19 protein-coding genes are annotated in these 23,010 nt (G+C 62.9%); 6 read left to right on the top strand and 13 right to left on the bottom strand.

Annotated features, from left to right (window positions below; translation table 11 throughout):
* Positions 1–57 precede the first annotated feature (57 nt).
* Positions 58–1,929: a SurA N-terminal domain-containing protein gene (locus N005_RS25690; protein ID WP_047703755.1), complete on the top strand. Its 1,872-nt coding sequence runs from the start codon at positions 58–60 to the stop codon at positions 1,927–1,929.
* 224 nt (positions 1,930–2,153) lie between these two features.
* A complete protein-coding gene (locus tag N005_RS25685; RefSeq protein WP_047703754.1) occupies positions 2,154–2,999 on the top strand; it encodes a DUF2242 domain-containing protein in 846 nt (281 codons plus the stop codon).
* Positions 3,000–3,282: 283 nt separating this feature from the next.
* On the opposite strand, the gene N005_RS25680 is transcribed toward N005_RS25685, so the two are convergent.
* The 3 genes from N005_RS25680 to N005_RS25670 all read right to left on the bottom strand — a co-directional run bounded on the left by N005_RS25680 (position 3,283) and on the right by N005_RS25670 (position 6,871).
* Positions 3,283–4,305, bottom strand: a complete 1,023-nt coding sequence (locus tag N005_RS25680) for an AraC family transcriptional regulator (protein ID WP_392397540.1) — start codon at positions 4,303–4,305, stop codon at positions 3,283–3,285.
* Positions 4,306–4,316: 11 nt separating this feature from the next.
* Positions 4,317–5,447 carry a carbon-nitrogen hydrolase family protein gene (locus N005_RS25675; RefSeq protein ID WP_047703752.1) on the bottom strand — a complete coding sequence of 377 codons (1,131 nt, stop codon included), beginning with the start codon at positions 5,445–5,447 and terminating at the stop codon, positions 4,317–4,319.
* Positions 5,448–5,641: 194 nt separating this feature from the next.
* The gene (locus N005_RS25670; protein WP_047703751.1) at positions 5,642–6,871 is read right to left on the bottom strand and encodes a DUF3422 domain-containing protein; all 1,230 of its coding nucleotides are present in this window, start codon (positions 6,869–6,871) and stop codon (positions 5,642–5,644) included.
* 250 nt (positions 6,872–7,121) lie between these two features.
* Between N005_RS25670 and N005_RS25665 the strand changes: the two genes are divergently transcribed.
* Both N005_RS25665 and N005_RS25660 read left to right on the top strand, forming a co-directional pair.
* Positions 7,122–9,161, top strand: a complete 2,040-nt coding sequence (locus tag N005_RS25665) for an oxidoreductase (RefSeq protein ID WP_047703750.1) — start codon at positions 7,122–7,124, stop codon at positions 9,159–9,161.
* Positions 9,162–9,349: 188 nt separating this feature from the next.
* Positions 9,350–10,258, top strand: coding sequence for a 1-aminocyclopropane-1-carboxylate deaminase/D-cysteine desulfhydrase (locus tag N005_RS25660; protein ID WP_047703749.1), 909 nt, complete (start codon positions 9,350–9,352; stop codon positions 10,256–10,258).
* A 6-nt stretch (positions 10,259–10,264) separates the two neighbouring features.
* On the opposite strand, the gene N005_RS25655 is transcribed toward N005_RS25660, so the two are convergent.
* Entirely contained in the window at positions 10,265–10,813 is a 549-nt protein-coding gene (locus tag N005_RS25655) for a cytochrome b (RefSeq protein WP_047703748.1), read from the bottom strand.
* A gap of 156 nt (positions 10,814–10,969) precedes the next feature.
* The gene (locus N005_RS25650; RefSeq protein WP_047703747.1) at positions 10,970–12,376 is read right to left on the bottom strand and encodes a type VI secretion system Vgr family protein; all 1,407 of its coding nucleotides are present in this window, start codon (positions 12,374–12,376) and stop codon (positions 10,970–10,972) included.
* Positions 12,377–12,594: 218 nt separating this feature from the next.
* Here N005_RS25650 and N005_RS25645 point away from each other — a divergent pair, with 218 nt between their 5' ends.
* Positions 12,595–13,299, top strand: a complete 705-nt coding sequence (locus N005_RS25645) for a YebC/PmpR family DNA-binding transcriptional regulator (protein WP_047703746.1) — start codon at positions 12,595–12,597, stop codon at positions 13,297–13,299.
* A gap of 178 nt (positions 13,300–13,477) precedes the next feature.
* Here the strand turns inward: N005_RS25645 and N005_RS25640 are convergent, their stop codons facing one another.
* The 8 genes from N005_RS25640 to N005_RS25605 all read right to left on the bottom strand — a co-directional run bounded on the left by N005_RS25640 (position 13,478) and on the right by N005_RS25605 (position 21,616).
* Positions 13,478–14,803 (bottom strand): leucine-rich repeat-containing protein kinase family protein, encoded by a 1,326-nt coding sequence (locus N005_RS25640; RefSeq protein ID WP_047703745.1) that lies wholly within the window; start codon positions 14,801–14,803, stop codon positions 13,478–13,480.
* A gap of 82 nt (positions 14,804–14,885) precedes the next feature.
* Positions 14,886–15,932 (bottom strand): ABC transporter substrate-binding protein, encoded by a 1,047-nt coding sequence (locus tag N005_RS25635; protein ID WP_047703744.1) that lies wholly within the window; start codon positions 15,930–15,932, stop codon positions 14,886–14,888.
* Between the two features lie 17 nt (positions 15,933–15,949).
* Positions 15,950–17,065, bottom strand: coding sequence for an NAD(P)/FAD-dependent oxidoreductase (locus N005_RS25630; RefSeq protein ID WP_047703743.1), 1,116 nt, complete (start codon positions 17,063–17,065; stop codon positions 15,950–15,952).
* Positions 17,062–18,417: an FAD/NAD(P)-dependent oxidoreductase gene (locus N005_RS25625; RefSeq protein WP_047703742.1), complete on the bottom strand. Its 1,356-nt coding sequence runs from the start codon at positions 18,415–18,417 to the stop codon at positions 17,062–17,064. The genes N005_RS25630 and N005_RS25625 overlap by 4 nt, the downstream gene beginning before the upstream one ends.
* Before the next feature lie 208 nt (positions 18,418–18,625).
* Positions 18,626–18,916 (bottom strand): (2Fe-2S)-binding protein, encoded by a 291-nt coding sequence (locus tag N005_RS25620; RefSeq protein ID WP_047703741.1) that lies wholly within the window; start codon positions 18,914–18,916, stop codon positions 18,626–18,628.
* Between the two features lie 7 nt (positions 18,917–18,923).
* Positions 18,924–19,718, bottom strand: coding sequence for an ABC transporter permease (locus N005_RS25615; RefSeq protein WP_047703740.1), 795 nt, complete (start codon positions 19,716–19,718; stop codon positions 18,924–18,926).
* Between the two features lie 6 nt (positions 19,719–19,724).
* On the bottom strand, positions 19,725–20,594 hold the full coding sequence (locus tag N005_RS25610; protein WP_047703739.1) for an ABC transporter permease: 870 nt from the start codon (positions 20,592–20,594) through the stop codon (positions 19,725–19,727).
* Complete coding sequence (locus N005_RS25605; RefSeq protein WP_047703738.1) at positions 20,591–21,616, bottom strand: ABC transporter ATP-binding protein; 1,026 nt, start codon at positions 21,614–21,616, stop codon at positions 20,591–20,593. The genes N005_RS25610 and N005_RS25605 overlap by 4 nt, the downstream gene beginning before the upstream one ends.
* 251 nt (positions 21,617–21,867) lie before the next feature.
* Here N005_RS25605 and N005_RS25600 point away from each other — a divergent pair, with 251 nt between their 5' ends.
* Complete coding sequence (locus N005_RS25600) at positions 21,868–22,704, top strand: IclR family transcriptional regulator (RefSeq protein ID WP_047703737.1); 837 nt, start codon at positions 21,868–21,870, stop codon at positions 22,702–22,704.
* Positions 22,705–23,010 lie beyond the last annotated feature (306 nt).

The following is a 23,010-nucleotide window of genomic DNA, read 5'->3' as shown; positions in this document are numbered from 1 at the left end:
ATTCTACCCACGCTCCACGGTTGCCTAATTTGAAGTTCAACCGTTTCTGGGGGACGCATGCTGCAGAATATCAGGGACAATTCACAAGGCTGGATTGCCAAGACCATCATCGGGGTCATCGTCGCATTGATGGCGTTGACCGGTTTCGATGCCATTTTCAAAGCCACCACCCACAGCAATGACGCGGCCAAGGTCAACGGCGAGAACATCAGCCAGAACGAGCTGAGCCAGGCGGTCGACATGCAACGTCGCCAGCTCATGCAACAGCTGGGCAAAGACTTCGACGCCTCCCTGCTGGACGAAAAGATGCTCCGCGATTCGGCGCTCAAGGGCCTGATCGACCGCAAGTTGCTGCTGCAAGGCGCGCACGATGCGAAGTTCGCTTTTTCCGAAGCTGCGTTGGATCAGGTGATCCTGCAGACGCCTGAGTTCCAGGTGGATGGCAAATTCAGCCCGGAGCGTTTCGACCAGGTGATTCGCCAGCTGGGTTACACCCGCCTGCAGTTCCGCCAGATGCTGGCCCAGGAAATGCTGATCGGCCAATTGCGCGCTGGTCTCGCCGGAAGCGGTTTCGTGACTGATGCCCAGGTGCTGGCGTTCGCCCGTCTGGAAAAACAGACCCGTGATTTCGCCACCCTGACCCTCAAGGCCGATCCGTCGGTGGTGAAACTGACCGATGACGAGGTCAAGGCGTACTACGACAAGCACGCCAAGGAATTCATGAGCCCCGATCAGGTGGTGATCGATTACCTGGAGCTGAAGAAAGCCGCTTTCTTCGATCAGGTCAGCGTCAAGGATGAAGACCTGCAGGCGGCGTATCAGAAAGAAATCGCCAACCTGTCCGAACAGCGCCGGGCGGCCCACATCCTGATCGAAGTGAACGACAAGGTCAGCGAAGCCCAGGCCAAGGCGAAGATCGAGGAAATCCAGGCGCGCCTGGCCAAAGGCGAATCGTTTGAAGCCCTGGCGAAGGAGTTCTCCCAAGATCCGGGTTCGGCGAACAATGGCGGTGACCTTGGCTATGCCGGTCCAGGCGTCTACGATCCGGCGTTCGAAAAGGCGTTGTACGCGCTGAGCAAGGATCAGGTTTCGGCGCCGGTGCGCACCGATTTTGGCTTGCACCTGATCAAGCTGCTGGGTGTCGAAGCGCCTGAAGTGCCAACCTTTGCCAGCCTCAAGGGCAAGTTGACCCGCGAGCTGAAGACCCAGCAGGTGGAGCAGCGTTTCGTCGAGGCGACCAAGCAATTGGAAGATGCTTCGTTCGAAGCTTCCGATCTGGCGCAGCCGGCCCAGGACCTGAAATTGACCGTCCACACGTCGGCGCCGTTCGGTCGCGAAGGTGGGGAAGGGATCGCGGCCAACCGCGCTGTGGTCACTGCGGCGTTCAGTCCGGAAGTACTGGATGAAGGTGCCAACAGCACCGCCATCGAGCTGGATCCGGAAACCGTCGTGGTGCTGCGTGCCAAGGAGCATCGCAAGCCCGAGCAACTGCCGCTGCAAAGCGTGGAAGCAGCCATCCGTACCCAGCTCGCCAAGGAACACGCCAGCGAGGCAGCGAAGACCCGCGCCGACGAGTTGATCGCCAGCCTGCGTGAAGGCAAAACGCCGCTGACCAAGCCTGTCGACGGTCAGAACTGGAAGGTTGTCGAGGCGGCGACCCGTAGCCAGGAAGGTATCGACCCGGCAGTGCTGCAGGCCTTGTTCCGCATGCCAAAACCCGAGTCCAAGGACAAGCCGACGTTTACCAGCGTGACCTTGCCCGACGGTAACCTGATGTTGGTGCAACTGCGCGGCGTGAATGAAGCCGCGGCACCGACCGACGCGGAGAAAGCTGAATATCGCCGTTATCTCGCGTCCCGTGTTGGCCAGCAGGACTTTGCAGCTTATCGCAAGCAGTTGGAAAGCGAGGCGGACATCAAGCGTTTCTGATGACTTGATGGCTTGCTGATAAAGACCTCGGCCGAAAAGCCGGGGTCTTTTTGTATCCGCCTATTGCCAGATGACAGGATGTTCATCGGTCCACTGGATTTACGTCTTTTTCCCGCAAACATCCCCCAGTAGACTTGTAAACCCTTTGAGACATGAATACCCACGCTGCCGATGGGTGTTCTGTTGCACAATACGCCCCCGGACCGTTTTCCTCAGGATGTTCAATGTTCAGACCATTTCACATGCGCACCGTCGGATTGGCACTGATGCTGGTCGCCGCAGCCGGTTGCTCGTCGAAGAAAGCCGCTATTTACGAGCATGAGAACTTCGATGACTCCGGTACGTTCTCCCGCACTTATCCGGTGAGCGACACGGTGACCTGCGAAGCGGGGCGCCGGGCCTTGCTCAGCCAGGGCTATATCATTACCAGCAGCGATCCGAAGCTGGTCAGTGGCCACAAGAGCTTCCAGCAGACCGGCGATACCCACATGGAGATCAGCTTCAACCTGGTTTGTGCAGAAGACGGCGGTACTGGCCATCATGCGACCATGTTCGCCAACGCGTTGCAGGACCGTTATGCGCTGAAGAAAATCAACAACTCCGCCAGTCTGGGGGTGGGTGTATTGGGATCGGTGTCGATGCCGATCGGTTCGTCGGATGATTCGATGGTCAAGGTGGCCAGCGAAACCGTCTCGGCGACCAAGTTCTACGAGCGTTTCTTTGCTCTGGTGGAAATGTTCCTGCCTGCTGAAGCGAAGAAAGGCGCACCGGCTGCCGAAAAGCCGAATACCGAGCTGGGGGTGCCGGAGCCCAAGGCCGAACCGGCTGCGTTGACTCCGGCTCCGGCGCCCGCTGCGCCGGTAGAGCCAGCGGCCCCAGCCCCAGCCCCAGCTGAGGTCGCACCTGCAGCGTCCGAGCCTGTCGCACCGCCGCCGGAGCCTGCGCCGATTGCCCCCAGTGAGCCTGCGCCCTACGTAGGCCCTGAATCGACGCTGGAAGTGGTCACGCCACCCCCACCCAGCGATTTGCCGCCGCCGACCGAGCCGATCCAGCCGCTTCCTTCATCCTGAGATTCGTGGCAAGGCAGTCATTCCTTGTCACACCTGTATAGGTTGATTTCCCATCGCTGTGCTACGTTTGAAACATGAAGCCTTTGCTTCATGTTTTGTTCATAAAGCAGCTTTATTCTGACACCAAGGCCATCAGGCATCGGTTCAACGATATGGGAAGGATTCAAAATGGATGATTATCAGGAAGAGCTGCTGGAATATCAGGCCTACGAGCTGGATCCGCTGGAACCCGCCGAGGATGCGACGGAGCTATAAGAGCAGCCGCAAGCGGCAGGCTTGAATTTCAATTCGCCCTCTGGCTGCGACGAAACTCTCCCGGCGTCTGGCCATTCCAGCGTTTGAAAGCGCGCTGGAATGCCTCGGCCGAGGCGAAGCCCAGCAGGTAGGCGATTTCGCCGAACGCGAGTTCGGTATCTCGGATGTAGGTCATGGCCAGGTCACGGCGCGTGTCATTGAGGATTGCGCGAAATTGCGTGCCTTCTTCTGCCAGTTTTCGGCGCAGTGTCCAGGTCGGCAGCTTCAGGCGCGCCGCCACTTCCCCAAGGTCGGGTTCCCGGCCACCGTTGAGCAACGGCCCCAGCAGTTGAATGATGCGTTCGCGCAAGCTGCGGGTGCGGGTGAGTTGTTCCAATTCCCGTTCACACAGTTGAAGCAGATGCCGCCAGGTGCTGGGGCAATGCTGTGGGTTACGCCGGGCGAGGGCTTCCAGGCCCAGGCGCAGCTGATTCTGCTCGGCACCGAACAGGATCGGGCAATCGCCGAGCGTGCGGTAGGCGTCCAGGTAAGCCGGTGCCTCGAATTCGATCTCGATGCGCTCGGCCCGTAACGGGGTGTCGCTTACGCTGGACAACTGCTGGAGCCAGCCGGCGACGATCGAATCCACCACGAAGCGGTTATAGGCGTTATAGGGGCTGATGGAGTAGAACCGCAGCCAGGCACCCCGGGCATCCTCGTGGAAACTCGATTGGCCACGGTAGTTGGAGCCATACAACGGCTCGAAGCGGATCAGGCAGCGTGCCGCTTCGCGTACCGTCGGGGCCTGGGCCGCCGTGACGCCAGCGAGGCCGGCCTGGCTCAAGCGGCTGAGCTGGCCCATGCGCAGGCCCAGGGCCGCATCCTGGGTTTGTTGGATTGCCGCGTGACCGAGGCGCATATAGCGTGGAATCGATAGTCGCGCCCCGGGCTCGGCCAGGCGTGCGGCGTCGAGGCCGTACTGTTCGAGCAGGGGATGGGGATCCTGGCCATGGCTGGCTACCGCATCGGCCAGGCTGTGGACGAAGCCCACGGACAGGTCGCCCAGGCGCATTGGCTTCATGCTCACAACCACAAGTTCAGCAGGCGGGCGCCACGGGCTTCGCCGTCGCTGAAATGCTGGCCGTCGTGGCTGATGAAACTCTGGCCGGCGCTGCCGTTGTCCCAGAACTGGCCGCGCAGAAACACGCTCACACCACCCTTGGCCTGGCTGATGGGCTGCTGACTGGTCAACGTCAGGCGGTGCCAGGCTTGGCCTTCGCTCATTTCACCGGGCTTGAGGCTCACTTCGCTAGGGGTGGACAAGCCTTTATAGCCGTTCCAGGGTTTGTTCCAGGTGTCACGTCCACTGACAAAGGCGGGCACCGCGATCAGTTGCACGCCCTGATCGTTGAGTTGTCGATAATAACGCGGATACCAACTGTCGCTGCCGATCAGCACGCCCAGACGCCCGGCGGGAGTGTCGACGACGCGGAGCGCGTCCTGGCGGTCGGCTTCCAGCACATCCCGTTGCTCGAACACCGGATGCTGTTGGCGCTGGGGTTGCCCGAGCGGTCGACCGTCGCGGCCAAACACCAGGCTGCTGTTATACAGCGCGCCGCGGCCGATCTTCAGTTCACCTTCACTGACGCTGGGCTCGGGCAATACGATGGAGCCGGCTACCAGGGTCACGCCGAACTCCCGGGCCAGCCCACCGAACATGGCCTGGTAATCGCGGGCCATGCTGTCGGCTTTCATCCGCAGGTAGGCGTCGTCCAGGCGGTTGTCGCCTTGGGCACTGATCAACCCGCGGATGAACGCCAGCGGGTTGCTGATCGCCAGCCAGTTCATGGCATCCTTCAACGTGCCGGCCTGATACAGCTCGTCCTTTTCTCCGCTGATCATCAACCAGGTGCCGATGTGTTCGGGCAGGACCACGACGGTCTTGTCGCTGAGCAAGCCCAGCTCGCGAGCGGTCTGCAGATAGGCCGCCAGTTTCCGGCGCAGGTGCCCGGGGTTCTGGTAGTCGGTGGGGAACAGCTCAGGTTGGATGCCCAGCAAGTTGCCTCGCTCGGCGGGAACGCCCTGGTCGACTGCCAGGTCGATGCGCAGGTCCGAGAGGTAGTGCCCCGTCGGGCGATCCGTCGTCCACAGCGCATAGCTCGTCAGGGCGGCGATCAGGGCCAGTGAAAACAGCAGGTACAAAAGTTTACGCATGGAGAGCAGTCAGCGGCCGTGTACGGTTCTTACGGCGCAGGGTACGGTAAAACCTGGAATTAGCAAAAGAGAAGTCCCTGTGTGGGAGCGAGCCTGCTCGCGATGGCGCCGGATCAGCAAGCTCAATGGCAGCTGACACACCGCTATCGCGAGCAGGCTCGCTCCCACGATGGGCAATGGTCAGGCTTTCACACTTAGTGATTCTTGGCCTTTCTGATCCGCAGCATGATCAACAACATGATCAACAACATGATCAACAGCACCGGTGGCGCCATCCCCAGCAATGCTTCGCGCGCCGATAGGTCCGCACCCAGCGTATGCAATCCGCTATAGACCAGCTTGAACAGGTTGATCAGGTAGTAGGTGATGGCAATGATCGACAGCCCTTCCACCGCCCGCTGGATCTTGATCTGTGCATCGGCCCGGGCATTGAGACTGCGCAGAATCTCCGCGTTCTGGTCTTCCATTTCCACTTGTACCCGCGCCTGGAGCAAGTCGCCCAGGTTGGCAACGCTCATGGCCAGTTGTTCCAGACGCTGCTCGGTCGCCGCGCAATAGCGCACGGTCGGCTTGAAGCGTCGCTCGATAAACACGCCCAGCCTCTGGCAGTCGCCCAGATGGCTTTCACGCAACTCGGCCAGGCGCTCGAATACCAATTGTGCGTAGGCCCGGGTGGCGCTGAAACGGTGGCGATTTTTCACCGAGCTGCCGACGATCCGGCGAGACAGTTGCGCGATGTCCTCCAGCAAGGCCTTGGCGTGCACGCCGCTGGCATTGGCGTTGTGTTCGGAGAGTGTCACCAGGCTGCGGTCGAACTCGTTCAGTTGCGGGTCCAGCGCCTTGGCGACACTGAGGGACAAGGACGCCATCATGCGATAGGTTTCGATTTCGAGCAGACGCCGGATCATGCGCCCCTGGCGATAGGCGTTGAGCCGCCGATTGATGAACAGGAAGCGGTTGGTGCCGTCCTCGGTGAGGCGAAAGTCGCTCCAGACCATGGCGTCGCCACCTCCCACGCTCGAGCCGCAGGGATCTTTGAAGCCGTAGCCGGACAGGTCGAGTCCGTCTTCCGAGCGCACCACCACCTGGACCGAATTGATGATCTGTCGAGCGTGACCTTCGATACCCCGCGCCAGGCATTCAGGCAGCGTGCTCCACTGCAGTTCGTGACTGCTGGCAGGCACCACCAGGGTCAGGGTGAAGAACTCGGCGTGGCGTTCCCACTTGAGCGGGTATCCGTCGATCCGGGTAATGCCCTGGGCGGCTTGATCCAGCACGTCTGCGGGGCATAGCCGCTCGAGTAGGGTCGTGCACTGGGCGCTGTCACCCAGGAACGCCAGATGGAAGACATGGGCCGGTTCGTCGAAGTACAGCGATGGGCGGGCGTGCAGTTCGTTGTGCAGGGCTTTTCGTTGGGGATGCATGCGAGCGGCCTGTCTGGTTGGAATGGTCTTTTGTTCAGCCGCTTGGGCCACTAAACATGGGACTGGCCCGTTCCACTGGGAGTCACCTGGGTGCGCTCCTCCATTGGTACTGGATCGCTGCACATTTGGATCAATAGGTTGTCAGTTTCGGTCATTGAGCGCGGTTGTCCCGGCTTTTAGGCTGTGGGCATGACTGATGGAGGCCATAGAGCTTCCGCACTTTCCGTGATCGCCCGTTGTGGAGTTACCGATGACCGCCCCTCACTACCCGCATCTGCTGGCCCCGTTGGACCTGGGTTTTACCACGCTGCGCAACCGTACCCTGATGGGGTCGATGCACACGGGGCTTGAGGAAAAGCCCGGTGGTTTCGAACGCATGGCGGCGTATTTTGCCGAGCGTGCCCGTGGCGGCGTAGGCCTGATGGTGACCGGCGGGATTGCGCCGAACGACGAGGGCGGCGTGTATTCCGGCGCCGCCAAGCTGACCACCGAAGAAGAAGCGCTCAAGCACCGGATCGTCACCCGGGCCGTTCATGAGGCCGGTGGCAAGCTCTGCATGCAGATCCTCCACGCCGGACGCTACGCCTACAGCCCCAAGCAAGTGGCGCCTAGCGCGATCCAGGCGCCGATCAATCCGTTCAAGCCCAAGGAACTTGACGAGGAGGGGATCGAGAAACAGATCAGCGACTTCGTCACTTGCTCAAAGCTGGCCCAGCAAGCCGAATACGACGGCGTCGAGATCATGGGCTCGGAAGGGTATTTCATTAACCAGTTCCTGGCGGCTCACACCAACCACCGTACCGACCGTTGGGGCGGCAGCTATGAAAACCGCATGCGCCTGCCGGTGGAAATCGTGCGTCGGGTGCGCGAGGCGGTAGGGCCGAACTTCATCATCATTTTTCGCCTGTCGATGCTCGACCTGGTGGAGGGCGGCAGCTCCTGGGAGGAAATCGTCCAGTTGGCCAAGGCTATCGAGCAGGCCGGCGCGACGATTATCAACACCGGTATCGGCTGGCACGAGGCACGCATCCCCACCATCGCCACCAAGGTTCCCCGGGCGGCGTTCAGCAAGGTCACGGCCAAGCTGCGCGGTTCGGTGAGCATTCCGCTGATCACCACCAACCGCATCAACACGCCGGAAGTGGCCGAGCAGATCCTCGCCGAGCGCGACGCCGACATGGTCTCCATGGCACGGCCGTTCCTGGCAGATCCGGATTTCGTCAACAAGGCTGCCGCTGGCCGGGCGGATGAAATCAATACCTGCATCGGCTGCAACCAGGCCTGCCTCGATCACACCTTCGGCGGCAAGCTGACCAGTTGCCTGGTGAACCCGCGGGCCTGCCATGAAACCGAACTCAACTACCTGCCGGTCACCCAGGTGAAGAAAATTGCCGTGGTCGGCGCCGGCCCCGCCGGGTTGTCCGCGGCCACGGTGGCGGCCGAGCGAGGGCATCAGGTGACGCTGTTCGATTCGGCCAGCGAGATCGGCGGCCAGTTCAATGTCGCCAAGCGCGTGCCGGGCAAGGAAGAATTCTTCGAGACCCTGCGTTACTTCAAGCGCAAGCTGCAGACCACCCATGTCGAGCTGTGCCTCGACACCCGTGTGGATGTGGAGCAATTGGTGGCAGGCGGTTACGACGAGATCATCCTCGCCACGGGGATTGCACCGCGGGTGCCGGCGATTCCCGGTGTGGAGCATGCCAAGGTACTGAGCTACCTGGACGTGATTCTGCAGCGCAAGCCGGTGGGCCGCAGCGTGGCGGTGATCGGCGCCGGTGGTATCGGCTTTGACGTGTCGGAGTTCCTGGTGCACCAGGGCGTCGCCACCAGCCAGGACCGCGAGGCGTTCTGGAAGGAGTGGGGGATCGACACCCAGCTCCAGGCACGCGGCGGCGTGGCCGGGATCAAGGCCGAGCCCCATGCACCGGCGCGGCAGGTGTTCCTGTTGCAGCGCAAGACTTCCAAGGTCGGTGACGGCCTGGGCAAGACCACCGGCTGGATCCATCGCACGGGGCTGAAGAACAAGCAGGTACAGATGCTCAACAGTGTCGAGTACCTGAAGATCGACGACGAAGGCCTGCACATCCGTATCGGCGACAGCGGCGAGCCGCAGGTGCTGGCGGTGGACAACATCGTGATCTGTGCCGGCCAGGATCCGTTGCGTGAATTGCAGGAAGGCCTGGAAGCGGCGGGTCAGACCGTCCACCTCATCGGCGGCGCCGACGTAGCGGCGGAACTGGATGCCAAGCGGGCCATCAACCAGGGTTCGCGGTTGGCGGCGCAGTTGTAAGGGGGCGCAGATCCCCTGTGGGAGCGAGCCTGCTCGCGATGACGGCGGCACATCCGACATTTCTGTCGACTGGACCACCGCTATCGCGAGCAGGCTCGCTCCCACAGGGGGATGTGGTGAGGCTGAATCTGCGGCCATCCGTGACCGCCTGTTAGAATGCGGGCCTCTTCGCGTCGGGCCTGCTCGCAATGCTTCTTCCTGCCCTTGATTGGCACCCCAACCCTAAACTCGAACTCCTGCATCTGGATTGGCTCACCCGCGCCGGTGTCGAAGTGGCGGTGTTGCGCCTGGATCGGATCGATCCACTGATCAGCGGCAACAAGTGGTTCAAGCTGATTCATCATGTGCGCGCCGCCCACGAGGCCGGTGCCGAGGGGATCATGAGCCTGGGCGGCGCCTATTCCAACCACCTGCACGCACTGGCCGCCGCCGGCAAGCGCTTTGGTTTTCCAACGGTCGGGCTGGTGCGTGGCCATCCTCGGGAAACACCGACAATACTCGACCTGCAAGCATTCGGCATGGAGCTGCACTGGTTGGGATATGGCGGCTATCGGGAGCGGCACGCCGCGGATTTCTGGGCAACCTGGCAGGCGCGGTATCCCCACCTGCATCCGGTGCCCGAAGGTGGCTCAGGCTTGCCGGGCGCGCAGGGCTGCAAGGCCTGGGTGACCAGCGCCCGCAAGCAGCTGGCGGCATTGGGTTGGACGGATTATCACGGCTGGTGGCTGGCTTGCGGCACCGGAACGTCGCTGGCGGGGCTGGTGTTGGCCGAAGCGGGCGCGCATCCGGTCCATGGTGTGCTCGCGGTGCCCGAGGACCACGGCGTAGCGCAACAGGTCGAAAACATCGTGCGCGAGGCAGGCATTACCGACCCACGTTATGAATTGCTCGACGGTAGCCGTGGCGGCTTCGCCCGGGTCGACGCGCTACTGAGGGACTTCATCGATGCCACCCACGCAATCGAACTGGAGCCGCTCTACACCGGCAAGGCGTTGATGATGCTCAAGGCGCAGGTCGAGGCTGGCCGGTTTGCTCGAGGCGCACGCCTGATTTTCGTCCACACCGGCGGCTTGCAAGGCCGCCGGGGGGTTGAGTGAGCGCCGTCAGCCGCGCTTCGGCATCATCCGCAGCAACGTGTTGTCGCGCACGATGTAGTGGTGATACAGCCCCGCCAGGGCATGCAGGCCGATCAACCAGTAGCCGATGGTGCCGCCCAGCACATGCCAGCCTTCCAGCTGCTTGGCGAATGCCTTGTCCTGATCGACCAGCAGCGGCAGGTCGAAACCGTAGAACATCACCTGATGCCCTTCGGCGCTGGTGATCAGCCAGCCCAGCAGCGGCATGGCAATCATGAACAGGTACAGCGCCCAGTGCATCAGGCGCGCAAGGAAGGTCTGCCAGACGGGCGAAGCCGGAAAGATGGCCGGTGCCTTGCCCACGCTGCGGGCGAACAGGCGCAGCCAGACCAGCAGGAACACGGTCAGGCCGAGCATGAAGTGGGCTTCCTTGATCAGGGTTCGACCGCCGCTGCCCTTGGGGAAGATCCCGCGAAATTCTATGCAGGCATAAACCACAGCCAGCAGCACCAGCATCAACCAGTGCAAGGTGATCGTGACGGTACTGTAGCGGTTTTCGGAATTTTTCCAGGGCATGCGGGTATCTCCAGACATCAGGGTAAAGCGCCGTCTCGTGCGGCGTTGTGCTGCTACTGTAAGCCCGTTTCGCTGGGTTTGCATGAGCCGGATCAGGTTTTATCCATACGAACCCCGGTTTGCGCCCCCTGACCGGCTGCGGTACTCGCTGGCGGATCAGGGTGTTGTGTCCGGAGGGTTCAGCAGCCAGTCGAACAACAGCCTGACGTCGCTGTTGCCCGGTGGCGGTTTTTTCGACGCCATGTTGCGCCGGCCACCGCTATCGAGGCCGCCCGGGTACAGCACCGGCCGGTCGGGATCGCCGTCGAGAAAGCTCACCAGCACTTCACTGCCGGCCATCAGGGGCGGGCTGTCGTGGAGGCTCAAGCGTGACATGGGCAGGGGGATGCCTTCGTCACCCGGGCTCCACAAGCTGACCCGGACCTGACCTCGCTCATCGGGCTCCGCCGGCCGCCCGGCAGGACCGAGGACATGTGCCACGTGGTAGCCGGGAATGCTCGGCCGGGGGTGTTTGAGGGCAGGCCTGAACACGCTGGACCAGGGGATGGCCGAGAACGTGTTCCGATAATCCCTGGCCGACGACACAGGCGGCTGATTCGCTTCCAGGATCGAAAACTGCCTGCCGCGATGCTGGACCTCGACAACCAGCCATTGATCGTTGAACGTCGATATCGGGTGCTCACCGATCTGCACGATGCGACCACTACGCAGGGCCGGTTGCGTGCTGTGGCCGTGGATTTCCCGTTGCCGGCAGCGCAGCCGCTCCAGGTTCCGGCGCCCGATCTGATAAGCATGAGCTGACGCTGGATTGCTCCGCATCGCTTCGTGATCGGTGCCGTTGAACCCATGATTCGCGGCACCGGTTTCGGCGGGCGACGTTGCCCGCTCGGCGAAGCGGCCGGGCAGGGCAGGCGTCGTCGGGTGGTGACGTTGGTACAGTCGCTCGAGTGCCGGGTGCTCATCGGCTTGTGTACCCAGTGCAAGCTCGATCGCCCGCGCCGGGAAACTCTTGGGATCTTCGGCGAACACCAGGACATGGCCGGACGGGGAGTGTTCGAAGTGGTAATGAATACCTTCTTGCTCGCATAGCCGTTGCAACAGCTCCAGGTCGCTTTCCTCGTACTGGATACAGAACGGGCGGGATGGGTACTGTCCGTGGGGCAGTTCGAAACGGTAGCTGTGGGCGGGCACGGCGTTGTCTTCCAGCAGGCGTTGCAGTATCTGCACGACGCTGAGCTGATGGAAAACCCGTCGTCTCGGACCCTGCTCCAGACGCTGGAGATGGGGAACCAGCGTCAGGCGATAGCCGATACGGTGCGGTGCATGGGCGCTCAGGCTGACGCTGTGGACGATGCCATGTACACCGGATTCACCGTCCAGGCGCAGGAATGCCGGTTGCCCCAGCAGCGTGTCGGGATTGATCGGCGGCGCGAGGCCGATCAGTTCCAGGTCGAAGCGGTACGGCTGGTTGAGGGCCTCCCGACCGCTGAACCGCAGCACTTGCAGGCGCAGGTCGCTTTGCGTGAGAGTCAGGCTGAAGGGGCTTTCCGTGTCGTTGCGCATCGCGGTGCTTACTTGAAGAGAAGAAGTCGCGAGGGTACGAAACCGCGGGGCGAAAGGGTGCTCTTGAATCGCTATTTCGGAAACTGCCTACAGCATGTTGTGAAAATGTCGATTCGCCGGGGCGCATTTTTTGGTCGATCAGCCGGTTTAGGCCGTATAAACTTGCGCCACAGCGCCGGCCGGCAGATGTCTTGGCGCGTCAGACAAGAGAGTGAGTGATGGGCGCACAGTGGAAGGTTAAACACAAAGAGGCGGCTGCCAACGCCAAGGGCAAGATCTTCGGCAAGCTGGTGAAGGAAATCACCATTGCCGCGCGCAACGGCGCCGACGTGGCGACTAATGCGCACCTGCGGCTGGTGGTCGAGCAGGCGAAGAAGGCGTCGATGCCCCGCGAGACCCTGGAGCGCGCGATCAAGAAAGGTTCGGGCCAGCTCGGCGAGACCGTGCAGTACCACCGTGTGACCTACGAAGGGTTTGCGCCGCACCAGGTGCCGCTGATCGTTGAATGCGTGACCGACAACATCAACCGTACCGTGGCCGAAATCCGCGTCGCGTTCCGCAAGGGCCAGTTGGGCGCTTCGGGTTCGGTGGCCTGGGACTTCAACCATGTCGGCATGATCGAGGCCGCCCCGGACAGCCCGGACGCCGATCCGGAAATGGCCGCCATCGAGGCCGGTGCCCAGGATTTCGAACCGGGCGAAGAGGGCGCGACGTTGTTCATCACCGATGCGGCCGACCTCGACGCCGTGCAGAAAGCGCTGCCGGCCCAGGGCTTCACGGTGTTGTCCGCCAAACTGGGCTACCAGCCGAAAAACCCGGTCAGCGGCCTGACCGACGAGCAGATGGCCGAAGTCGAAGCGTTCCTTGAAGGCCTCGACAACCACGATGACGTGCAGGATATGTTTGTCGGGTTGGCGGGTTAAAGGGATTCCCTGAGAGGCGAGATTGTCCTTTGTGGCGAGGGGATTTATCCCCGCTGGGCTGCGTAGCGGCCCCAAGACAGCCAACTCGATTTATCAGGTGTACCGAGGTTGAGGCAAGGGGCTGCTACGCAGCCCAACGGGGATAAATCCCCTCGCCACAGAGACAAGCTGCGTTCGATCAGCCGGTGGCCAAGCTGCCGGCCAATACCCGCTCAATCTCCTCGAATCCCGGCCGCGCCAGCACCTCCGGCTGACAGCAACGCGCCTCCAACGCCTGTAGCGTCGCAAGCTGCACCTCATCACTCCCCGGCTCGATCCGCGCCAGTAACTCACCGAGCAGAATCCCGAACGCCCGCACTTCGATGCGTTGCAATGCACGGGTTTGCGGGGTGTCTGTGGTGGCGTGGAAAGATGCCGCGCCAAAATCCCCCAACAGGCAGTCACCCTGATCGTTGTAGAGGACGTTGTGCCCGTACAAATCCCCGTGGGTGATGCCTTGACGATGCAGGTGTGCCGCCACCGAGGCGATGCTCCGGGCGATACGCAAGGCTGCGCTGGCGCTCAAGCGCAACGTGTCGGCATACACGTCGCGGGTGCAGGAGGCCAGGCTCGGCAGCCCGGCCAGGTTTCGATAGCTGGGCTCGATCAGCGCCATGACCAGCCCGGCCTGTTTTTCAGGATGTCCGGCGACCTGCCCTAACACTTCAATCAGGTTCGGATGTCGGCCCGCCGTGATACAGGCGTGCATTTCATGCAGGGGCGAGCCGTCGCTGGTCATCTCGCCCTTGTACATCTTCACCGCGACGTTTCGCGCCGGTTGGCCTGTCGCCTGCCACAGCGCCTGATGAATCACCCCCGAGGCGCCTTCGCCCAATGGTTGTTGCAGGCTCAGTTGTGCCCAGTCGATGGGGGGCGTGCTGCGCTGCGCAGCCTCGTCGGCTTGGGTTTCCAGCGGGTTGCCGGCGTAGGCGAGCCAACTGAGGCGGGGCAGTTCCAGCAACCATTGCGGCAGATCGTCCAATTGATTGGCGGCGATCCGCAGCAGCTCGAGTCGGTGACACTGGGCCAGGCTGGCGGGCAGTTGCTGCAGGCGGTTGCCGGCCAGCATCAGTTTTTGCAGATGTGGACGCCGTCCCAGTTCATCCGGCAACTGGCTGACGCGGTTGTCCGTCAGGATCAGCCAGCGCAGCAGCGGCGGCAGGGCCGCGGCGGGGACGCGCTCGATGCGGTTGGCCTTGAAACCGACCATGGTCAACGCGGCACAACGGCCCAGGCATTCAGGCAGTTCGGTGAAGCGATTGTCCGAGCAGAACAGCACCCGCAGCCGAGTCAGCCGGTGCAAGTCATCGGGCAGGGTTTCCAACTGGTTGCCGCTGAGGTTGAGGATCTCGAGGGAGTCCGCCAGGTCGAAGATTTCCCGGGGGAACTGCGTCAGGCCACAGGCCAGGTCCAACCGGGTGATGCCTGACAGCTGGCCGGCGCGGAGTTGGGCGAGGGTGTTCATGGGAGGGGTGGCACCGTTTATCAAGAAAAGTTCGATGCCACCTAGTTTGTTACAAATCCCCTCGCCACAAAAGCTGGTTCGGCTAGCGCTCGATACTGCGACTCCAACGCGCGTTCCACGCCGGACGCTGTTCATTGACCTGGTCCCAGTCCACCGCAATCGCCGTTTCCAGGTATTGCTTCATGGCTTCCACCTGGCCGCGGGTCTTCTCGGTGGTGGGGGTGTTGGGGTTGGACGGAATCTGGTCGCCTTCTTCCAGGGCGATGGCCTGGGCTTCAGGCGTGAGCAGGAAGGCGGCGAGTTTCTGTGCCAGCTCGGGCTGGGTGTTGTGGGCGATGGCGCATTCGGCGACGTTGAGCACCACGGCGCCTTCCTTCGGCTGTGCATATTCCACTGGCATGCCCTTGAGTTTCAGCGCGGTCACCTGGGTCGGCGTCAGCGGGAACAGCGCGGCTTCGTCGGTCTGCAGCATTTCGGAGATCTTCGCCGAGCTGGGGATGTATTCCAGCACGTTGCGCCCCACGGTGTTCGGCCAGGCCTTGAAGCCCGGCTCGACGTTGGTCTCGTTGCCACCCTGGATCCGGTTGAACATCAGAAAACCGTGCAGGCCGAAGGTGGACGAGGCCACCGACTGGAACACCAGTTTGTCCTTGAAGCGCGGATCGGCCATGTCCATCCATGACGTCGGCGCGCTCCAGCCTTTTTCCTTGAACAGGCGTGTGTTGTAGGCGAGTCCCGTCACACCCAGGCTGACGGCCACGGCCTGATCCTTGATGCGGCCCTTGGCGGGGATTTGCGCCAGGGTCGGGCTGTCCTCGAGTTTGTCGCAGAGCCCCATGGAGATGGCGCGGTACATGATGCCGTCATCCAGGAACATGACGTGCATCTGTGGGTTGTCCTTGCTGGCCTGTACTTTCGCCAGGATGTCCGCCGAGGTCCCAGGCACGATCACCACTTTGACGTTGTTGGCTTTCTCGAAGGCCGGCAGGACCTTGTCGGCGTAGAGCCGCTCCATGGTGCCGCCGTTCATGCCCAGGTAAAGCGTTGGCTCGGCGTGTGCCTGGCCGACGGCGAACAGTGCGCTCAAGCAGGAAAAGCCCAGCAGTGCAGTGCGTTTGACGTTATTCATGGCGCGACCTTCCTCTATCAAGAAACGGAGATGGAGTGAAACCGGGTGATGGAAAACGCATCCAGCGACGTTTTCGATTCGCCGCAACAGATGATTTCGGTGAGCGCCTGGCCCACCGCCGGACCGATCTGGAAGCCCGCTCCGGCGAAGCCGAACGCATGCAACAGGCCGGGTTGGGTGCTGCTGTGCCCGATCACCGGCTGGCGATCGGGCAGGTAACCTTCAGTGCCGCTCCAGGTGCGAATCGCCTGGGCGCCCTCCAGGAACGGATAGAGCTCGACCGCCTGGCGCAGGATCTCGATCACGGCGTTCTGGCCGGGCCGGGCGCGAGCGTCGTCCAGGGCGAAACCCTGGCCGCCGCCCAACACGCAGTTGCCGCGGGCAACCTGGCGCGCATAGATTCCACCGCCTTCGACGCCGGTACTGGCGTTCATCACCAAAGGCAATGGCTCGGTGACCAGCATCGCCGGATGCCCGGCATACATGGGCACGGCTTCGCCGAACTGTGCGGCGAAATGGCTGGCCCAGGCGCCGGCGCAGTTCAGCAGCCAGGGGGCGCGCAGCGTCAGGCCGGTTTCGGTTCGCACGGTAAAGCGCAGGCCGTCATGTTCAACCAGGCTGACCGGGCATTGTTCATGAACCTGAGCGCCATGCCGGCGGGCGGCTTGGGCAAAGGCAGGCGACACCAATCGTGGGTTGGCGTGACCGTCGTCCGGGCACAGCGAGGCGCCGACAGCCACCGCACCCACCCAGGGAAAACGTGCGCGCAGTGCCTGGCGATCCAGCAGTTGCAAGTCGAGGCCAAAGCCCTGGCTGCTGGCGGCGTAGTCCTGCAAGGCACGCATGTCCTCGGCGCTGCGGGCCAGTTTCAGATGGCCGCTGCGCTGGTACTCACCGTCGATGCCGATCAACTGGGGGAGCTGGTTCCAGATTTCGTGGGCCCGTTGCGACAGGGGCAGTTGCGACAAGGGCCGACCCTGGCGTCGCACACCGCCATAGTTCACACCGCTTGAGTGCGAGCCGCAGAAGTCCCGTTCCAGCAGAGCCACCCGACGCCCGGCCTTGCTCAGGAACAACGCTGCCGACGAACCGACGATGCCGCCGCCGATGATCACCACGTCGACTTCGATCATGGCTCGACCTCCAGGCCAAACGGTACGGGTTTGACTGGCGCCTGGGCGCGCAAGCGACCGATGCCGCAAATGGGCCGTCCACTTTCGCTGGCGATGATTTCCGCCGCCGCGGCGCCGCACATTCGTCCCTGGCAACGCCCCATGCCGACCCGGCAATGGGCCTTGACCCGGTTGATTTCCCAATGGCCTTCGCCGATCACCCGACGGATGTCGCCGACGCTGACTTCTTCGCAACGGCAAATCATCAATTCATCAGCCGCGTCGGCGGCCCAGCCTTGCGGGAAGGCAAAGGCACGTTCCAGGCCCTGGCGGAAATGGCTGATGCGTTCGAGTTCTGTTTCCAGTTGGGTGCAGCGCTGCGGGTCGACTCGGTAACCGCTGTCCTCCAGCAGGGCCAGGGCGGCGCGTTCGCCGGCTTTCTCGGCGGCGTCGGCACCCATGATTCCCGCGCCGTCACCCGCGAGGTAGACGCCGGTCACGCTGCTGCGGCCGGCGCTGTCCCGTTGGGGCAGCCAGGCGCGGTTGAGGGCGTTCCAGGTGAACTCGCAGCCCAGCAGGTCGGCCAGTTGGGTTTCGCTGCGCAAGCCGTGGGCGAAGGCGACCGCGTCGCAATCGAGGCTGTGTTCGCCTTTTGCGTTGCGCCATTTCAACGAATGCACGCGGCGCTCACCGTCGATACGCGACAGGCTCGCGCCTTGATGCACGGCGATGCCATGGGCGGTCAGCCAGCCCCGGTAGTAGAGACCCTTGGCGAGCGTGGCCGGTTGTTTCAGCAAGCCGGGCAGGGCGCGGACCTGGGCGCCCAGGGGGGAGCTGTCGAGTACGGCGACCACATTGGCGCCGGCCTTGGCGTATTGATAGGCCACCAGATAAAGCAACGGGCCGCTGCCGGCGAATACCACGCGTTCACCGATGGCGCAGCCCTGGAACTTCAGGGCGATCTGCGCTGCGCCGAGGCTGTACACCCCCGGCAACGTCCAGCCCGGTACAGGCAGGATCCGGTCGGTGGCGCCTGTGGCGACGATCAACTTCGAATATTCCAGCCGGGCGGCGCGACCTTCATGCAGGGTGTCGAGCAGGCCGGCTTCGGCGTTCCATACCAGGGTGTCGGGACGATAGTCGAGCTGGTTGCGCAACTCATCGATGGTCTGGTGGATCGATTGGGCCTTGTGGGCTTCGAAGCCATACAGCTTGGCTGGCGAGCGCTTGAAATTGGCCGGCTGCCGCCGATAGATCTGCCCGCCACCGCGCAAGGCTTCGTCCAGCAGGACCGGGTACACGCCGTGGGCGACCAGGGTCTGGGCGGCACGGATCCCGGCGGGGCCGGCACCGATAATGGCGATGGGTTTCATGACGACCTCATCGACAAGACCGAGGGGTATGTGGCGCTGTCGAAGGCGCTATCGCGAGCAGGCTCGCTCCCACAGTGGATCGGTGGTGAACCTGGATGTTGTGATCGCCGAAACTCCCCTGTGGGAGCGAGCCCGCTCGCGATAGCGATGGTCCATTCAGCGACGATGGCGACAGGCAGGTCGCCCCCACAGGGAATAAATGAGCTGTTCATACCTGGCGCCCCGGTTCGCGGGTGATTTGCTGGCCGGCTTCGAGCAGGGTGGCGCAGGCGCGGACGCGGCGGCCGTCGCCGAGGCGGACCCAGCAGTCCTGGCAGGCGCCCATCAGGCAGAACCCCGCCCGGGGTTCGGCGCTGAAATCGCTGCCGCGCAGGTGGTCGCCGCAGGTCAGTACGGCGGTCAGCAGCGTATCGCCCAACAGACCGCTGGCCGGCTGGCCGTCGAGGGTAAAATCCAGGGCCGGGCGGTCGCCTTCGGCCAGTCGTTTCAGCAGCGCCATGGTGCCCTCATTGTTTGCCCACCAGAACCCGATCCAGGCCGTAGACCCGGTCGAGCAGAATCATCGTCAGTGCGGTCAGCGCAATGACCAGTGCCGACACCGCCGCCATCATCGGGTCGATGGATTCGGTGGCGTACACATACATGCGCACCGGCAGGGTTTGCGTCGCCGGTGACGTGACAAAGATCGACAGGGTGACTTCATCGAAACTGTTGATGAACGCCAGCAACCAGCCCCCGGCCACCCCCGGCAGGATCATCGGCAAGGTGATTTGCCGAAACAGTGTGAAGCGCCCGGCACCCAACGATTGCGCAGCCTGTTCGGCGCTGCGGTCCAGGCCGATGGCCGACGCCAGCACCAGGCGCAGCACATACGGAGTGATGACCAACACGTGGGCGAAGATCAGCCAGGTGAAGTTGCCATTGACCCCCATCAGCGCAAACAACCGCAGCAGCGCCACACCCAGCACCAGGTGCGGAATGATGATCGGCGACAGGAACAGGCCATTGAAAAAATCCCGGCCGGGAAATTCGAGGCGGGTGATTGCCAGCGCCGCCGGTACCGCAATCAACGTCGCCAGCGAGGCCGCGCAGAACGCCAAGGCCAGGCTGTTGTAGAACGCATCGACGAAGTCCGCGCGCTCGAACACGGCGCGGAACCAGCGCAGGGAGAACTCCGTGGTCGGCAGGCTCAAGGTGTTTTCCGGGGTGAAGGCGACGAGACAGACCACCACCAGCGGCGCCAGCATGAACGCCACGACCAAGGCGTGAAACAACAGGGCGAAAGGACCGTTCCTGGACATGATGAGTTACCCCAATGACTTCTTGTAGCGGCCTTCGATCATGCGGTTCCACGACAGCATGATCAGCAGGTTGAGCAGCAACAGCGCGATGGCGATGGCCGCGCCCATGGGCCAGTTGAGTTCCGACAAGTACTGGTCGTAGATCAGCGTGGCGACCATCTTCAAGCGGCGTCCGCCGAGCAGCCCGGGGATGGCGAAGGAGCTGGCGGCCAGGCCGAACACAATCAGGGTGCCGGACAGGACGCCGGGCATGATCTGCGGCAGCACCACCTTGCGGATCACCGTGAACTGGCTGGCACCCAGGGACAGTGCGGCCTGTTCTGCGGCCGGGTCGAGCTTCTGCAGCGAGGTCCAGACCGGAATGATCATGAACGGCAGCATCACGTGGACCAGGGCGATGACCACGGCGAATGGCGTATAGAGCAACTTCATCGGCGCGCCACCGAACGCTTGCAGCGTCTGGTTGACCAACCCGTCGGCGCCCAGCAGCAGGCTCCAGCCGAAGGCGCGAACCACCACCGAAATCAGCAACGGGGTGAGGATCAGGATCAGGAAAATCGAGCGCCAGGGCGCGCCCATGCGGCTGAGCACGTACGCTTCGGGCACGCCGATCAACACGCACAAAATCGTGGTCAGGGCGCTGATCCAGAAGGTGCGCAAAAAGATCTCGTAGAAGTACGAATCCCCCAGCAGGCTGATGTAGTGATCGAAGGTGTACGCGTGGCTGTCGATGCCCGACCCGTAGTCGAAAACGTTGAACGACAACACCAGCGTCAACCCCAGGGGAATCATCAGCAAACCCAGGTACATGGCCAGGGCCGGTGAGGACATCAGGTAGCCTTGTCGGCCCCGGCGGATTCCGTCCAGCAGCTTCATGCCGGCACCTCATCGACACTCAGCACCCGCAGCAGCGCCGGATCCCAGTCCAGGCCCACCACCGTGCCTTCGGTCATCGGCGCGCTGCCGTCATTTCGACGCACCACGCAGAGTTCGCCCAGGCCGGTCGAGACGCCATACAACCATTGGCTGCCGAGGAAGAAACGGCTGACGATTTTGCCTTGCAGGCGGCCCGCGCCGGCGGCGCACAGGTCGATCTTTTCCGGGCGCAGGCTCAGGATCAGTTCGCCCTGGCCTGGCTGGCAGGCTTGAACGAGGCCCGCACTGTCACGTTCGCCGGGCAGCAGGTTGGCCTTGCCGACGAAGCCGGAAATGAAGGGGGTACGCGGGTGTTCGTAAAGGGTGTAGGGCGTATCGATCTGGGTGATGCGCCCGGCTTGCATCACCACGACGCGGTCGCTGATGGACAGCGCTTCGGACTGGTCGTGGGTGACCATCAACGTGGTGATACCGACTTCCCGCTGGATGCGGCGGATTTCGAATTGCATCTCTTCGCGCAGGTTGGCGTCGAGGTTGGACAGCGGCTCGTCGAGCAGCAGCACCGGCGGTTCGATCACCAGTGCCCGGGCCAGTGCCACGCGCTGACGCTGACCGCCCGAGAGCTCACGGGGATAGCGTTCGGCATGCCGGTCCAGGCGCACCAGCTTCAGCACCCGGTCCACCCGTTGCTGGAGTTCGCTGGCCGGCACCTTGCGCATGCGCAGGCCGAAAGCGACGTTGTCCCGGACGCTCATATGGGGAAACAGCGCATAACTCTGGAACACGACGCCCAGGCCACGGCTGGCGGGTTTGGCGTGGGTGATGTCGCGGCCGTCCAGCAGGATGCGCCCGCTGCTGACTTCGACGAAGCCGGCGATCATTTGCAGGGTGGTGGTCTTGCCGCAGCCGGATGGGCCCAGCAGCGAGACGAATTCGCCCTTTTCCACGGCGAGGTTGGTGGCCACCACGGCGTCGATGTCGCCGTAGCGTTTACTCAAGTTTTCAAGTTGCACGAAAGCCATGACTGCGCTCCACCTGAGATTGTTATGCGTCGCCGTGAGGCGCGCTTTTTTGTAAGGGCAGATACGAAGGGGTGACGCAGGACACTCGGTGCGTTGGCGCTCGACCTGGATCGGCTGCCGCTGTTGTTCGAATCGCCCCTGTATGGACGCAGAGTAGGACGAAGAATAGGATGGGCTCAATGGCCTATTTCACTGAGGCGATGACTATTTTTAGTTTCATTCGATCAGTGAATTGATGAGTAAAAAACTTAATGAATAATTCCACTGATCGGAATACTGAAAGAAGCGAAGTCGGGGTTGGCGCCGTCTCCAGGTTGTTCGCCGTGTTGCGCAGCCTGGGTGACAGCGCTGAAGGCGGGGAGCGGGTGACGCAACTGGCCCAGCGCATCGGCCTGTCCCAGCCGACCACCCATCGCCTGCTGCGCAGCCTGATGGACGAGGGCATGGTCGAGCAGGATGGACGCAGCAAACGCTATCGCCTGAGCCTGGACTTCTTCGCCCTGGCCGCCCGTGCCGGGAACACCGGCAACCTGCGTGAGCTAGCGCGACCGGCCATGCTGCGGCTGTCGGCGTCCCTGGGGGACTCGTTATTCCTGTTGGCGCGCAGCGGCTTCGATGCGATCTGCCTGGACCGCAGCGAAGGCCCGTTCCCGATCCGCACCTTTACCGGCGATATCGGCGGCCGGGTGGCGTTGGGCGTGGGGCAGGGCAGCCTGGCGATCCTGGCGTTCCTGCCGGAAGAGGAGCGCGACACGGTGATCCACTACAACCTGCCGCGGCTCAAGGATTTTCATCTGTACGACGAAGTCTTCCTGCGCTCGGAAGTGGAGAACGTGCGCAGCCTGGGCTATGCCGGACGCAACACCGGTGTGTTGCAGGGGATGGCCGGGGTGGCGGTGCCGATCCTGGATCGCGGCGGGCGTGCTGTGGCGGCCTTGAGCGTGGCGACCATCAGCGACCGCCTGGGGCCGGATCGCCTGCCGACGGTGGTGGAGATGCTCAAGCGCGAGGCGGCGTCGATCGGCCCGCGGATCAACCCGTTCGACCCGCTGCTGCGCCGACCTTCGCAGGTGTTCGGGCAGGGGTGAAGTTCCGAGTCCTTTTGTGGGAGCGAGCCTGCTCGCGACAGCGGTGGATCAGTCTGCACCCCTGTTGAATGCGCCGCCGCCATCGCGGGCAAGCCCGGCTCCCACAGGTACGGCGTCGGACACCGATGTTGCGGCCATCCCAGCTCCAGTGTGGGAGCGAGCCTGCTCGCGACAGCGGTGGATCAGTCTGCACCCCTGTTGAATGCGCCGCCGCCATCGCGGGCAAGCCCGGCTCCCACAGGTACGGCGTCGGACACCGATGTTGCGGCCATCCCAGCTCCAGTGTGGGAGCGAGCCTGCTCGCGA

This window comes from Pseudomonas mediterranea CFBP 5447, assembly GCF_000774145.1.
In the GTDB taxonomy this organism is placed as follows: Bacteria; Pseudomonadota; Gammaproteobacteria; order Pseudomonadales; family Pseudomonadaceae; genus Aquipseudomonas; species Aquipseudomonas mediterranea.
The sequence above is the reverse complement of the archived record's forward strand: the minus strand, read 5'-3'. Positions and strand labels throughout refer to the sequence as shown.